This window comes from Pseudomonas sp. KH_017 (assembly GCF_057840285.1).
The window spans coordinates 4021913-4035783 of sequence record NZ_CM174509.1; the positions used below are offsets into that span (position 1 = coordinate 4021913).

Annotated in this window: 10 protein-coding genes and 1 pseudogene; 1 reads left to right on the top strand and 10 read right to left on the bottom strand. The window is 56.4% G+C overall.

Features of this window, described 5'->3' with window-relative positions; genetic code table 11:
- Nucleotides 1-59: 59 nt before the first annotated feature.
- From AC3IT6_RS18315 to AC3IT6_RS18325, 3 genes and pseudogenes are all read right to left on the bottom strand, one after another.
- Nucleotides 60-1118, bottom strand: a complete 1059-nt coding sequence (locus tag AC3IT6_RS18315; RefSeq protein WP_489351739.1) for a hypothetical protein — start codon at nucleotides 1116-1118, stop codon at nucleotides 60-62.
- A gap of 2 nt (nucleotides 1119-1120) precedes the next feature.
- Entirely contained in the window at nucleotides 1121-2623 is a 1503-nt protein-coding gene (locus AC3IT6_RS18320) for an MBOAT family O-acyltransferase (protein WP_489351741.1), read from the bottom strand.
- A gap of 273 nt (nucleotides 2624-2896) precedes the next feature.
- A pseudogene (locus AC3IT6_RS18325) lies at nucleotides 2897-3028 on the bottom strand (glycoside hydrolase family 19 protein); the annotation flags it as partial.
- Between AC3IT6_RS18325 and AC3IT6_RS18330 the strand changes: the two are divergent.
- On the top strand, nucleotides 3027-3476 hold the full coding sequence (locus tag AC3IT6_RS18330) for an acyltransferase family protein (RefSeq protein WP_489351743.1): 450 nt from the start codon (nucleotides 3027-3029) through the stop codon (nucleotides 3474-3476). The pseudogene AC3IT6_RS18325 and the gene AC3IT6_RS18330 overlap by 2 nt on opposite strands.
- Before the next feature lie 118 nt (nucleotides 3477-3594).
- On the opposite strand, the gene AC3IT6_RS18335 is transcribed toward AC3IT6_RS18330, so the two are convergent.
- The 7 genes from AC3IT6_RS18335 to arsJ form a co-directional block, all read right to left on the bottom strand.
- Complete coding sequence (locus tag AC3IT6_RS18335; RefSeq protein WP_489351745.1) at nucleotides 3595-3945, bottom strand: copper-binding protein; 351 nt, start codon at nucleotides 3943-3945, stop codon at nucleotides 3595-3597.
- A complete protein-coding gene (locus AC3IT6_RS18340) occupies nucleotides 3942-7100 on the bottom strand; it encodes an efflux RND transporter permease subunit (RefSeq protein ID WP_489351747.1) in 3159 nt (1052 codons plus the stop codon). The genes AC3IT6_RS18335 and AC3IT6_RS18340 overlap by 4 nt, the downstream gene beginning before the upstream one ends.
- The gene (locus AC3IT6_RS18345) at nucleotides 7097-8581 is read right to left on the bottom strand and encodes an efflux RND transporter periplasmic adaptor subunit (protein WP_489351749.1); all 1485 of its coding nucleotides are present in this window, start codon (nucleotides 8579-8581) and stop codon (nucleotides 7097-7099) included. The genes AC3IT6_RS18340 and AC3IT6_RS18345 overlap by 4 nt, the downstream gene beginning before the upstream one ends.
- Nucleotides 8578-9834, bottom strand: coding sequence for a TolC family protein (locus AC3IT6_RS18350; RefSeq protein WP_489351751.1), 1257 nt, complete (start codon nucleotides 9832-9834; stop codon nucleotides 8578-8580). The genes AC3IT6_RS18345 and AC3IT6_RS18350 overlap by 4 nt, the downstream gene beginning before the upstream one ends.
- Nucleotides 9835-9933: 99 nt before the next feature.
- A complete protein-coding gene (locus AC3IT6_RS18355) occupies nucleotides 9934-10275 on the bottom strand; it encodes a hypothetical protein (RefSeq protein ID WP_489351753.1) in 342 nt (113 codons plus the stop codon).
- A 246-nt stretch (nucleotides 10276-10521) separates the two neighbouring features.
- Nucleotides 10522-12381: an ABC transporter ATP-binding protein gene (locus tag AC3IT6_RS18360; protein WP_489351755.1), complete on the bottom strand. Its 1860-nt coding sequence runs from the start codon at nucleotides 12379-12381 to the stop codon at nucleotides 10522-10524.
- A 260-nt stretch (nucleotides 12382-12641) separates the two neighbouring features.
- The gene (gene arsJ, locus AC3IT6_RS18365) at nucleotides 12642-13862 is read right to left on the bottom strand and encodes an organoarsenical effux MFS transporter ArsJ (RefSeq protein ID WP_489351757.1); all 1221 of its coding nucleotides are present in this window, start codon (nucleotides 13860-13862) and stop codon (nucleotides 12642-12644) included.
- Nucleotides 13863-13871 lie beyond the last annotated feature (9 nt).

Here is a 13871-nt window from a genome sequence, read left to right on the forward strand (position 1 = left end):
GCTGGGCGGGCAGTTAAGATACGTGCTGTATTTCAAATGAGTATGGAAGGTCTTCCCTTTTACTCAGCCAGACTGCGTTTCCCGCTCGATCTTAAAAGCGCAGCACCTACGAGCCTGCTCAATCTCTCCGACCGATCTTGATTAGCCGAACAATTCAAGTGGTAATTTGTGTCAAAGAAAGAACTGGCCGGGAAGAAGAAATCAGTTGGACTACCGATAACCGGTATCCCGCGCGATTCTAGCTCTCCCCATATATAACTGAGCAGCGACTGGTATTTCTCCGATCTCGTCGCATCGTCATCAACCTGAACCGGCGCGATGACGAACACGCTCGCTCCTCGCGCCTTAAGCGTATCTACCGTCTGTTTCAGTAATGCGATAGAGGTCGGATCAACTGTCGAATATCTCGAAGCGCTGTACTCAGATCCATAAATAGCCGCACGTTTGCCGCAGGTGTTGCGTATATCACCGTGAGTACTTATGTTTACGTACTGATAAGAAAACTCTGTCTGGCCATTCGAAACTTTGCGGTAAAACTCAAGCGCTTCTTTAGGAGGCAACAAAACCCGCAGCGGGTTCTGCCTCAAAATCTCGACACTATCAAATTTCGCATTGACATTCCGGTACAGGCTTGATGGAGAAATCGCTGTTATGTATCTAACCTTGTTAGAAATACTCAACCCTTCAAAGTAGCCGTGACCCCACGCAACGATTTGATCTACAATCCAATCCTGCGGCACTCGGTAGTCTTTAAGATAATAGTCCCAAACAAAGGGGAAGATTACAACGTCACCGCTACGTGCAGTGCGTAAGGCGACATCAAGGTGCCAGTCAAGTGGAAGACCTCCATGTAGCCCTAGATTTACCACCGGCATATCTAGACGCTTTTCAATAGTCTCACTGTCCATACCAAACAAAACATTTGAGTCACCAAACAGCAATACTCTGTGCCCTTTAGCTTCGTTTGCAAAATTCTCTTTCAGAACCAGCCAATTTGCCAAATCATAAGAGGATGGGATCGGCGCCCCAAACTGGTAACTAAACGCGGCGCTGTACAGCGCGATGAAAGAGGCCATAGTTACGGCAGAGGCAATTACAAATTTTCTAAATAAGGTCATGATTAGAACTGAAAGTAGAGAAATGGACTTGAAGAGACGGTACCAAAAGTGGACAAAATACTGGTACCCATCAAAACAACACATATGATTGCAGAGGATATGCAGACCGCCGAGCTCACCTTATGCCCCTCAATCCCGTGTACCTGCATTCGGTTTTCCAGCAGATCCAAAATTTCATATACATTCGGGAAGCACCAGATCACGACCATCGACGCCAGCAGATAGCCAATGAAAAGAAAAGGGCTTTGGCTCTTGAAAATTGATGCCCACGCGGCGTCCGCCTGCAAACCAGCCATGCTACTAACGATTGAAACCGCAGCATGGAGATCCTCGGCTCGGAAAAACACCCACGCCATGACCACTAGAGAGAAGGTAAAGAGGACACTAAGCGGTACGCTCACGCTGCTAGGCAGACATTTACCGACTCGAGTTTTGTCTGCCATTTTTTGGAAGAGGTGATTAATGCACAGGTAGCCACCATGGAGCGCACCCCAGATTACAAATGTCCAATTTGCCCCATGCCAAAGGCCACCCAAAAGCATCGTAAGTATCAAGTTAGCTAGCCGTCGAGTTTCCCCGTGGCGATTGCCGCCCAACGGAATATAGAGATAATCACGCAGGAACTGTGACAGCGTCATGTGCCAGCGGCGCCAAAATTCTATGATGTTCTGAGCTTTGTAGGGAGAGTTGAAATTTATTGGAAGCTTTATACCGAACATCATCGACAGCCCTACAGCCATATCCGAATATCCGGAAAAGTCGAAGTAGATCTGAATGGTATATGCGAGAGCGCCGGTCCAAGCGATGAAAAACCCGATCGCTTCTCCTGCGGATGCTGCATCGAATACAGGATCCGCATACGCACTTACGGGGTCGGCAAGCAACAACTTTTTACTTAGCCCTACCGTGAAAAGAAAAATCCCTATGGCGAGATTACGTGACCGAACTCGATATACCTCGGGGTCGCGAAACTGCGGCATCATTTGCCCGTGATGCAGAATTGGTCCAGCTATCAAATGTGGAAACCAAGTCACGAATAGCAAATAGTGCCAAAAGCTATATTCTTTCGCCTTCCCTCGCCAAGCATCGATTAAAAATGCTATCTGTGTAAATGTAAAAAAAGAAATGCCTAGCGGCAATACCAGATCCAATACTGGCAGGTGCGCTCCCGTGGCTCTTGAAACCTCACCCAAAAAGAAATCGGTGTATTTATAAAAACAAAGTAGCGCCAAGTTTCCAACAACACCAATGACTAGAGAGCCCTTGGCCAGAGCAATAAAACTATCTCTATAGCGCGCAGTTATGTATCCAACGGCATAATTGAAAAGTATCGAGCCCAGGAGTAATGGAACATAGGTTATGCTCCACCATCCATAGAAGAATACCGACGCCGCCGCAAGCCAGACTGCAGCCGCCTCGCGACCAATAAAGCGGGCAATCACGAAGAACCCAGCAAACACCACTGGAAAAAAGGCAAAAATGAACTCAAAGGATGTGAAAAGCATAGCGTCAATCCTTGACCATTGTGGCGCGTATACTACTTCACTTTATCTGAGGGAGACAGAGCCTGCAGATCTAATTTGCGGTCTATGCAAATGACTCAATGGCCTTCTACTCCTGTGCTGGTGTATCCGGATCGTGTGACTCATAAACGGTCATTACTTTTGCAATATCCTCATCCTTCATAGAAGGATCGAATGTAAGCGTCCCATCATCCCCCCATGAGAATGAAGGACCGAACAGACCTGCTGCCTTCAACTCATCCGAGAAGCTTTCGCGAACGCTGCCACACGCAACCGGCCTTCAATCTTGAACCGTGCCATCGCGTCATTCAGCGCGGGCACAAAAAAGCCGGCAACTGGGCCGGCGCTCGGAAGAATCCGCAGCACTTGCTGCTGGGTGATGGGCATGCTTTTCTCCAGGCAAAAAAATACCCACTCGGTGCCGGGAAAAATTTGTGGTGCTGGTACGATGCTCAGCGCCCAAGCATGGCGTTTTAATCAAACAGATCTGCGAACACCAATGACCTCTTTATCCGAATCGGTGCAGCCAGCGGTCGACAAGCACTTGAGTCACCCGAAGTACCGACCAGATATTGACGGGCTGCGCGCTATCGCGGTGCTATCTGTTGTTGCACTCCATGCCTTTCCATCCTTGATACAGGGTGGGTTTGTCGGTGTTGATGTCTTTTTCGTAATTTCCGGCTTTCTGATTTCCAGCATCATTTTCGGCAGCCTTGAAAAAAACAGCTTCAGCTTCGTGGACTTCTATAGCCGCCGGGCCTTTCGCCTGGATCAACAAGACCGTGCTGTCCAATCGATTGCTTGTTTGGTTCGCAGAGCACGTTCTTCAGCTTGATTTCGGCTTCATGACCGGCAGAAATCAGCTGTGGATTCAACCGGTTTTCCTGAACAAGTGGATTTAATGGGTTATGTCCGGCACGACAAAGTGTGCCGGACACTTCCACCACCGGTATTTACTTTTTAATGGACACAATCGTGGCTTTGTTGCCGTCTAGCCGAAAGGAGAACGTCACGCGGTCTCCAGCTGTCAGTCCTGTCAGCTGATCTTCCGTTACGGAAAAGGCCATGGTCATCGGTGGCCATTGCACAGCTGGAACAGCGCCGTGAGAGATGGTCACCGTATGCTTCGTAGTATCGATAGCCTTGATCGTTCCGTCGGAGGTGGCCACTGGAGCCTGCTTTGTTTCTTGCTTCATCTGCATGCCCTCCATACCGTCCATTTTCATGCCCGGCATGTCCTCTGCCAGGGCGGAAAAAGACAGCATAACTACGGTGCTGGCAGCTGCAATCAGGGTCAGTTTCATACGACTTTTCCTTGAGGTGTGGTGGGTACAAATTGGAGGTGCCGACGGCGCATCAATCGATAGGCTGCCGGAATGACAAATAGGGACAGCAAGGGAGCGGTGATCATGCCGCCAACCATGGGCGCGGCAATGCGACTCATGACTTCGCTGCCGGTGCCGCTGCCCAACAGGATGGGTAACAGACCGGCAATGATCACGGCCACGGTCATGGCCTTGGGTCGAACGCGCTGCACAGCGCCTTCACGAATGGCCGCCACCAGCCCGCGTTCAGTGTTGTCGCCGAGGTCTTCACGTTCGGACCAGGCGTTCTTCAGGTAGAGCAGCATGATCACACCGAACTCGGCAGAAACCCCGGCCAAGGCGATAAAGCCGACCCCGGTGGCGACCGACAGGTTGAAGCCCAACAGATAGAGAAACCATGCCCCCCCAGTCAGTGCGAACGGCAGAGTGGCCATGATCAGCAAGGCCTCATCGAAGCGGGCAAAAGTCAGGTAGAGCAACACGAAGATGATCAACAGCGTGGCCGGCACCACCAGCTTGAGTCGCGCGTTGGCTCTTTCGAGAAATTCGAACTGCCCTGAGTAGCTCAGGCTCATACCGGGCTGCAACTTGACCTGATCGCTGACGACCCGGCGTAGATCGGCGACCACCGAGGCAATGTCCCGGCCACGCACGTCGATGTATACCCAACCAGAGGGCCGTGCGTTCTCGCTTTTGAGCATCGGTGGGCCGTCGCTGACCTTGACCTTCGCCACAGTGCCAAGGGTGATCTGGCTACCCAGCGGGGTGTAGATCGGCAATTGCTCCAGGGCGCCGAGCGAGTCGCGCCACTCCCGTGGGTAACGTACGTTGATCGGAAAACGTGCGAGACCTTCAATGGTCTCGCCGACGTTTTCACCGCCGATAGCACCGGCCACGATGGACTGCACATCAGCGATGTTCAGCCCGTAACGAGCGGCGGACTTGCGGTCGATATCCACGTCGATATAGCGGCCGCCGGTCAATCGCTCGGCCAGCGCCGAACTGACACCAGGCACGTCCTTGGCTACTCGCTCGACCGCCTGGGTGACCGCATCGATTTCCGCCAGATTGGTGCCGGCAACCTTCACGCCAATTGGGCTCTTTATACCCGTCGCCAGCATGTCGATACGGTTGCGAATCGGCGGTATCCAGATGTTTGTCAAACCGGGTACGCGCACCACGCGATCCAGTTCCTCCACCAATTTTTCCTGGGTCATGCCTGGACGCCATTGCTCGTGTGGCTTGAACTGGATCGTGGTTTCGAACATCTCCAGCGGTGCCGGGTCGGTGGCGGTTTCGGCACGTCCGGCTTTACCGAAGACATGTTCGACCTCTGGCACGGTCTTGATCAGGCGGTCAGTCTGTTGCAGCAGTTGCGCCGCTTTCTGCGCAGACAATCCTGGCAGAGCTGAAGGCATATAGAGCAGGTCGCCCTCGTCCAACGGGGGGAGAAACTCGCCACCCAAACGCGACATTGGCCATAACGCACTGACAAAAACCAACAGCGCCACCAGCAACGTGATCTTTGGTCGACACAAGACTGCGTCCAGGGCTGGTTGGTAAATTCGAATCAACCACCGGTTCAACGGGTTCTGTTGTTCACTGGGAATTCGCCCCCGAATCCAGTAACCCATCAGCACTGGCACCAACGTCACTGACAATCCCGCCGCTGCGGCCATGGCGTAGGTCTTGGTGAAAGCCAATGGGCCGAACAGTCGCCCCTCTTGTGCTTCCAGGGTGAACACCGGTATGAACGACAGGGTGATGATCAACAGACAGAAAAACAGCGCTGGCCCCACTTCAGCCGCGGCTTCGGTCATCACATGCCAATGATGTTCACCCTTCAGTTCCTCTCCAGGATTGGCCACGTGCCACGCTTCAATTTTTTTGTGGGCGTTCTCGATCATCACCACGGCGGCATCGACCATGGCGCCGATGGCGATGGCGATTCCGCCCAAGGACATGATGTTGGCGTTGATGCCTTGGTAGCGCATGACGATGAAGGCAATCAGCACCCCCACCGGCAGAGAGATGATCGCCACCAGCGATGAGCGCAAATGCCAGAGAAAGACCCCGCAGACCAAGGCGACGACGATGAACTCCTCGATGAGCTTGTGGCTGAGATTTTCCACCGCACGATCGATCAGCTTGCTGCGATCGTAGGTGGTGACGATTTCCACCCCGGCCGGCAAGCTGCTTTTCAGTTCGTCGAGTTTGGTCTTGACCGCTGCAATGGTCTCGCGGGCATTCTTGCCACTGCGCAAAATCACCACGCCACCGACCGTCTCGCCTTCGCCGTCGAGCTCGGTGATGCCACGCCGCATTTCCGGTCCCGATTGGATTGTGGCGACATCGCCAAGGGTCACCGGCACACCACCCGCACCCAATTTGAGTGGAATCGCCCGAAAATCATTGAGTGTCTTCAGGTAGCCGGAAGCCCGCACGATGAACTCGGTCTCTGCCATCTCCAGCACCGCCCCACCGGTTTCCTGATTGGCCTTGCCGATAGCGTCGGTCACCTCAGCCTGAGTGATACCGAGGCTGCCCAGTTTCAGCGGATCAAGCTGCACCTGGTACTGCTTGACCATCCCGCCGACCGTCGCCACTTCCGCAACGTTGGGCAGCGTCTTGAGTTCAAATTTGAGAAACCAGTCCTGAAGCGCGCGTAGTTGCGCCAGATCGTGTCCACCACTGCGATCCACCAGTGCGTATTGATAGATCCAGCCCACTCCCGTCGCATCCGGCCCCAACGCCGGCTTGACGCTGGCCGGCAACCGACTTTGTATTTGGCTCAGGTACTCCAGCACCCGCGAGCGAGCCCAATACAAGTCAGTGCCGTCTTCAAACAGCACGTAGACAAAGCTGTCACCGAAGAAGGAATAACCACGCACGGTCTTGGCGCCCGGCACCGAGAGCATGGTGGTGGCCAACGGATAGGTCACCTGATTCTCGACAATCTGCGGCGCTTGTCCTGCATAAGGGGTGCGGATAATCACCTGCACATCGGAGAGGTCTGGCAGCGCATCGATGGGCGTGCTCTGCACCGACCAGATACCCCAAGCCGTGACGAACAATGTCGCCAGTAGCACCAGGAATCGGTTGGCCACCGACCAACGAATCAGGGCGGCAATCATGGCTGACCCCCCGATTTATCCAGGCGCTCGACCCGCAAACCATCGTCGGTCTGGCTCACCGCGACCCGAACCTTGTCACCCGCTTTAAGGCCCTGCATCAGCGCCGGACTGGCGAGTGGGAACGTCATCGTCATGCCAGGCATGCCCAGCGTCTTGAAGGGACCGTGGGCGAGCGTGACGTCTTTGTCGTTGATCTCAACGATCTGCCCATCCGCTTCATGAAAACTGGCGGCGGCCGCACTGGGTGGTGACTCTTCCTCCGAGCTTGCAACGATGCCCTTGAGACTCGCCTCCGAGTCGAGCAGGAACTGACCAGACGTAACCACCTTCTGACCTTCGCCCAGACCTTTCAAAATCGCCGTCTTGCCATCGCTTTCCTGCCCGGGTTGCACCTCCACTGGGCGATAGTGGCCCGCATCTTCGGCGAGCATCACCAGGGCTCGTCGGCCAGTGCGAATCACCGCTTCGCTCGGCACCCACAATACACTTTGCTCAGCTGTACGATTCAGGCGGACCTGCGCCGTCAAACCTGGTCTCAGGCGCCCATCTGGATTGGGCAGTTCCACCCGCACGCGAAGCGTGCGACTGTCCGGATTGGTTTCAGGCAAAATCGCGCTGACCTTGCCACTGAGCGTTGCCCCTGGAAAGGCAGGCAGGCGCGCTTCGACTGCCTGCCCCACAGTGATGGCTCCGGCATCCGATTCCGGAACGGCCACGGCGAGCCAGACACTGCTCAAGCCATTGACGCGTGCCAGAGTCTCGCCAGCCGCCACGGTCATACCCGCACGTACGTTCAGCTCTTGCAGCACGCCGCTGATGGGACTGGTGAGGATCAGGTTCGGCTGGACTTTGCCACTGCGCTCTACCTGAGTGATCAGCGCAGCCGGCATCCCTGTGAGCCTCAGTCGCTGGCGGGCCGCAGCCAACAGATCGGCATCCCCATTGCGCTTGAGGGCAAGAAACTCTGTCTGGGCGGCCGCCCACTCCGGCACCAGGATATCCGCCAATGCCGCGTTGGCTTTGAGCACATCACCGGGTGCATGAGCATAGACCCGCTCCACAAAGCCCGGGGTGCGTGCCTGGATCACAGCGACATCACGTTCGTTGAACGCCAGGACACCGGTTACTTCGAGGCTGGACTCAAAGACGCCACGAGTGACAGTCGCAAAACGCAGACCGAGATTCTGGGTCAGACTCGGATCGATACTGACGGTCGCACGATCCCCGACGCCACTGGCGTATTGGGGGACCAGTTGCATGTCCATGAAGGGGGACTTACCCGGTTTATCGAACTTTTGCTGCGGGTACATGGGGTCGTACCAATACAGAGCCTTGCGTTCATCCGGTGAATTAAGGCTCTGCTCCGAAGCGGTACCTGGTACTCCGTTCATGCGCTGGTGAGCGAACCAGTAGCCACCGGCAACACCCAATGCCAGCGAGATGCCTGCCAGCAGTGCCCCGCTCCATTTTTCAAGGTTCATTGGCTGGACTCCCCATAGGCAAAAAACAGACGCGCACTGGTCAGCGCTCGCTGCTCTTCCACGTCGATCTGTTTGAGGCGGGCCTCGATGAGTTCACGTCGGGCGGCAACAACGGCGTTTAAATCGCCTTTGCCGGCACGGTAGCTGGCCATGCTGAGTTCGACCTTTTCCCTGGCCAGTGGCAACAGGCTTTCCTGGTTGCGGCTTACCGCACGACTCAGGCGCTCATAGTCAGCCAGTTCGTTTTCCAGTTGCTGAGTGTGCTCGCGTGACAGGGCAACGCGCTCAGCCTCAAGCTGACTGAGTTCGGCCTGTTTGGCTGCGATTTTCGGGTTTTGCCGGGCGTCAGGAAACAGCGGCAAGTCCCAGGAAAATTGCACGCTGACCATATCGCCAAACTCACGACCACGGCGCTGGTAATCCAGTTCCCAGCTCCAGTCCGACTGCTTCTGCGACACGGCTTCACGAACCTTGGCTTGCGCTTCGCGGGTCATCGGCGCAAACGCTGCCAACTCGGGGTGGTGTTGCAGTTTATGGGCGTAGCTTGAGGGATCGACAGGCCACTCCGGCAAGCTGCCCACAGGCTTGTCGTTGGCGGCGGAGCCAATCCAGCGTTTGAGGGCCGCTCGGGCCTGCACGCGCTGGCGAACCAGATCGTCCTGTTGCTCCGCCAGTCGGGCCGCTTCTTGCTTGGGCGTCACCGCATCGGCGGGTTGAGCACGGCCACCGGCAATCTGGGCGCGGACGGTATCGGTCAGCAGGCGGTTTTCTTTGTAGAAGTCCTGGAACAGCGCATCTTTGCGCTCAACCGAGTAGCTGCTGATCCAGGCCACCGCCGTGGACTGGCGTACCTTCAGGCGTTCGACTCGACGCTCTGCCGCAGCTCGATCAACGGCCGCATCGGCGACCTCAATACGCGCTTTGCGCTTGTCACTGTTGGGCATCTCTTGCCTGACCCCGACCATTTGCATGGTCATGAAGTCCTGGTCGATGCTCCAGCGATCCGGGCCGCCGATGGGGTAGTTCTGCACACCTGCCAGCAACTTGGGGTCAGGTAATTCACCCGCTGGAATAGCCGCACTGCTGGCAGCCTGAATTTTGGCGTCTTGTGCGGTCAGCGACGGTGCATTGTTTTCAGCCAGCCGCAACGCTTCATCGAGTGTCAATGCGGCAGCGAAGCCCGGCAATGCCAGTACGCTTGCCGCCAGACCGGCCACGAGGGACCAACCTGTGCAATAGCACTTGGAGTTCATGTTTACGATTCCTGTGATCATCCACTGCACGCGTCAAAAGACATGCGCGCAGCCAGTCCATCCCGCTAATGCGCAATGAGGCTCAATGTTGGACAGGAATCAAACGCGAGGCGGTCGCCATACCCCGGACGAGGTCTGTACGGGCAGGGAATCACTGAAGAAGGAAACCACTACGGGGCTGAACACGGTTACAGGGGGCTTGAGGATCGAGACTTGCAGCATGCCGCCTGTCTTGCATTCCTGGCCCGGCTTGCAGGGCTTGCCATGCTCTGTCGGGCTTTTCATATCGTTGCAGCAATCCATCCCCATGTCGTCCATCATCGCCATGCCCATCGTCTGCATTGGGCAAGGCTCTGTCGGTGCCTGAACGCCCGCCATCCCGCTGAGGGGAAGCGTCAAGCTGATCATGAAGATGATACAAAACCGCAGATAGCGTTTCATGGGCTGGAGTGTAGTCGCTGCAAATGGCTCTTACAATTGAATGCATGGTCTCAACGGCCTGCCGACGGCCCTGATTCGGGCGATATCACCGTATCTGAATTAAGCCAGCATTATCGCTGACATATGAGTTACGCAGCATTGAGCGTGAAGGCGACCGGCACTGCCTGGGGCAGAGCAGCCCTTGTCGAGTGCCAATGGTCGTGACCCTCCCCTTTCGCCCCCCCGCCTGCTGCGCCCCCTTCACGCTCACGCCTGATCCATAGCCTCGACCACTCCGTTATCCTCCCCCAGGAACCCTCCGCTTTGATGTTGCCACAGACGCGCATAGACGCCGTTATTCCCAAGCAATTCGGTGTGAGTGCCCTGTTCGATGATGCGTCCGTCATCCATGACGATGAGCCGGTCCATGGCCGCAATCGTGGACAGCCGATGGGCTATCGCGATCACGGTCTTGCCCTGCATCATTTCATCGAGGCTTTCCTGAATGGCCACTTCGACTTCCGAGTCCAACGCGCTGGTGGCCTCGTCAAGAAGCAGGATCGGGGCGTTCTTGAGCATCACCCGGGCAATCGCGACGCGCTGGCGCTGGCCGCCCGAAAGCTTGATGCCGCGCTCGCCCACTAAGGTGTCGTAGCCGGTGTGACCTTGCCGGTCGCTCAGTTGGCTGATGAACTCATCGGCCTGGGCATTGGCCGCGGCGTTGCGGATTTGCGCGTCGGTCGCATCGGGACGGCCGTAGGCGATGTTGTCGCGAATGGAACGGTGCAACAGGGAGGTATCCTGCGTGACCATGCCGACGGAGCTGCGCAAGCTATCTTGCGTCACGTGTGCGATGTTTTGGCCATCGATGCGAATCTCCCCGCTGTCGACGTCATAGAAGCGCAGCAGCAAGTTGATAAGCGTGGATTTTCCGGCGCCAGAGCGGCCAACCAGGCCGATTTTTTCGCCCGGGCGGATGCTCAGGCTCAGGCCATCGAGCACCTGACGTTCGCCGTTGTAGTTGAAGCTCACCTTATCGAAGGTTACCGCGCCACCGGAGGTCACCAGCACGCCCGCACCCGGCGCATCCTTCACCTTTGGGCCACGGGTAAAGGTTGCCATGCCATCCTGCACGGTGCCGATGCTCTCGAACAGCGAGGTCATTTGCCACATGATCCAGTGCGACATGCCATTGATACGCAACGCCATGGCGGTGATTGCCGCCACGGCACCTGCGCCGACCTCACCCTGGTGCCATAGCCACAGGGCATAGCCACCGGCTGCCATGATCAACGCCACCACCAACGCCTGGTTGACGATCTCGAACTGGCTGACCAGGCGCATCTGGCGAAATCCGGTTTGCTTGAAATCCTCCATTGCTGCACGCGCGAAGTGCGCTTCACGATTGGAGTGGGAGAACAGCTTCACCGTCGTGATGTTGGTGTAGGCGTCTGAGATACGCCCAGTCATCATCGACCGCGCATTGGCCTGTTCCTGCCCGACTTTCCCCAGGCGAGGCACGAAGTACAGCATGGCCAGCCCGAACAACACGACCCAGGCAACGAAGGGCAGCATCAGTTTCAGGGCGAAGCCGCCGGCCAGTGCGATGATCGCGATGAAATACACCCCGATCCCGGGGGCGATCTCGATAAGGGTGAACAGCACGTCGCGCACGGCTAGCGCCGTCTGCATCACCTTGGTAGTGACCCGGCCGGAAAACTCATCGGAAAAAAACGAAAGGCTCTGCCGCAGCATCAAGCGATGGAAGTCCCAGCGCAGCCGCAACGGCAAGTTAATCGCCAATATCTGGTGCTGCACCATGGTGCGCAACGCCACCAGCCCGACGCTGGTCACCATTACGATGCCCATGCCCCACAACACGCGACTTTCCTGCTTAGCCGCTTCACCGCCTGCCTGCCAGGTCGAGAGCAGGTCTACGACCTGCCCGAGGAAGGAAAACAGCCAGGCTTCGTAAATCGACACAGCGGCACTGAGCAGCACAAGCGCAAGGATGTAACCGCGGGCGCCCCGCGTACACGCCCACAGGAAGCGAGCCAGGCCGTCGGGTGGCGGTGGTACCTCGTCAGGAGGAAAGGGGTCGAGCCTTCGTTCAAACGCACGAAGCATGGTGTTCTCCAAAACGATCAAGTTGAGGAGATTCTGCCATTGAACGGTTGCTTTGAGGGTTTTGCGAAGTTGCGGTATGGCGCTGTTGGCAGGTTGCTCTAAGGGCTGGTTTGCCGGGTGCGTGGCACTCATACGTTGTCAGAGACTCGGTCGGCAAGGCTATGACGGCCGCTGAATGATTTAGCCAATCTGTTGCATCGACCGGTTGAATCCACAGTCGATTGCAGCCCTTTCTGACAGGCAGTAATCGGCCAAAAGCGTCATTCACTAAGCGCGTGACGAGGCAATGCAATCGAAATCAAAGCTGCGAACAGCACGAATGCGCTCGATATCCACAAGCATGCTTCCAGCCCATACACCTGATAAACCCAGCCGGACAGCACTGTGCCTATCAGCCGTCCCATGGCGTTCGACATGTAATAAAAACCCACATCCAGCGACACGCCATCTTCCTTGGCGTAGGAGACGATCAAGTAGCTGTGCAGCGAGGAGTTCACCGCGAACAGCGCACCAAAGACCATTAATCCGCCGAGCAGCACCACCTGTTGCGGCAGCCCGGTGTTCAACCCGAGAGCAATGGCCGCAGGCAGGCCCGCCAGTGCCAGTGCCCACAGAAATGCCGAGCGACCATCCGGTACATGCCCACGTTTCTTGCCAGTGATGTTCGGCGCAAAGGACTGGACGATGCCATAGCCAATCACCCAGGCGGCAAGAAATCCGCCAACCTTCCAGAAGTCCCAACCAAAGTCGCTGCTCAAGTACACCGGCAACGCCACCACAAACCAGACATCGCGGGCACCGAACAGGAACATCCGTGCCGCCGAGAGAATATTGATCGCCCGACTCTTGGACAGGATGTCGCGAAACTTGGGTTTGGCTTTCGCTTTGCCCAGGTCCTTCTTCAACAGGATCAAGCTGCTGATCCAGATCAGCGCCAGGACAGCCGCCATGGCTAGCAAGGCACCTTTGAAACCAATCAAGGCCAGCAAGACTCCGCCAAGAAAGAAGCCGACGCCCTTGAGTGCGTTCTTCGAGCCGGTGAGGATCGCCACCCACTTGTAGAGTTTGCCCTGCTGCCCATCAGGAACCAGAAGTTTGATGGAGCTTTTGGCACTCATCTTGTTCAGGTCTTTGGCGATCCCCGAAAGCGCCTGAGCGCCCATCACCCATGGGATGGTTAGCCAGGCCACTGGAACCGTCAGCATCAGCAGCGCCGCAACCTGGAGGCCCAGTCCGATGTTCATGGTTCGGTTCAGACCCAGTCGCGCGCCGAGATAACCGCCCACCAGATTGGTGATCACACCAAAGAGTTCGTAGAACAGAAACAACGCCGCGATTTGCAGTGGGCTGTAGCCCAACGCGTGAAAGTGCAGCACCACCAACATGCGCAAGGCGCCGTCGGTGAGGGTAAAGGCCCAGTAATTGCCCGTCACGAGCAGGTACTGCCGCACTTGCGGCGCGAGGGCTGACAACGCTTTCATGACCGCTCC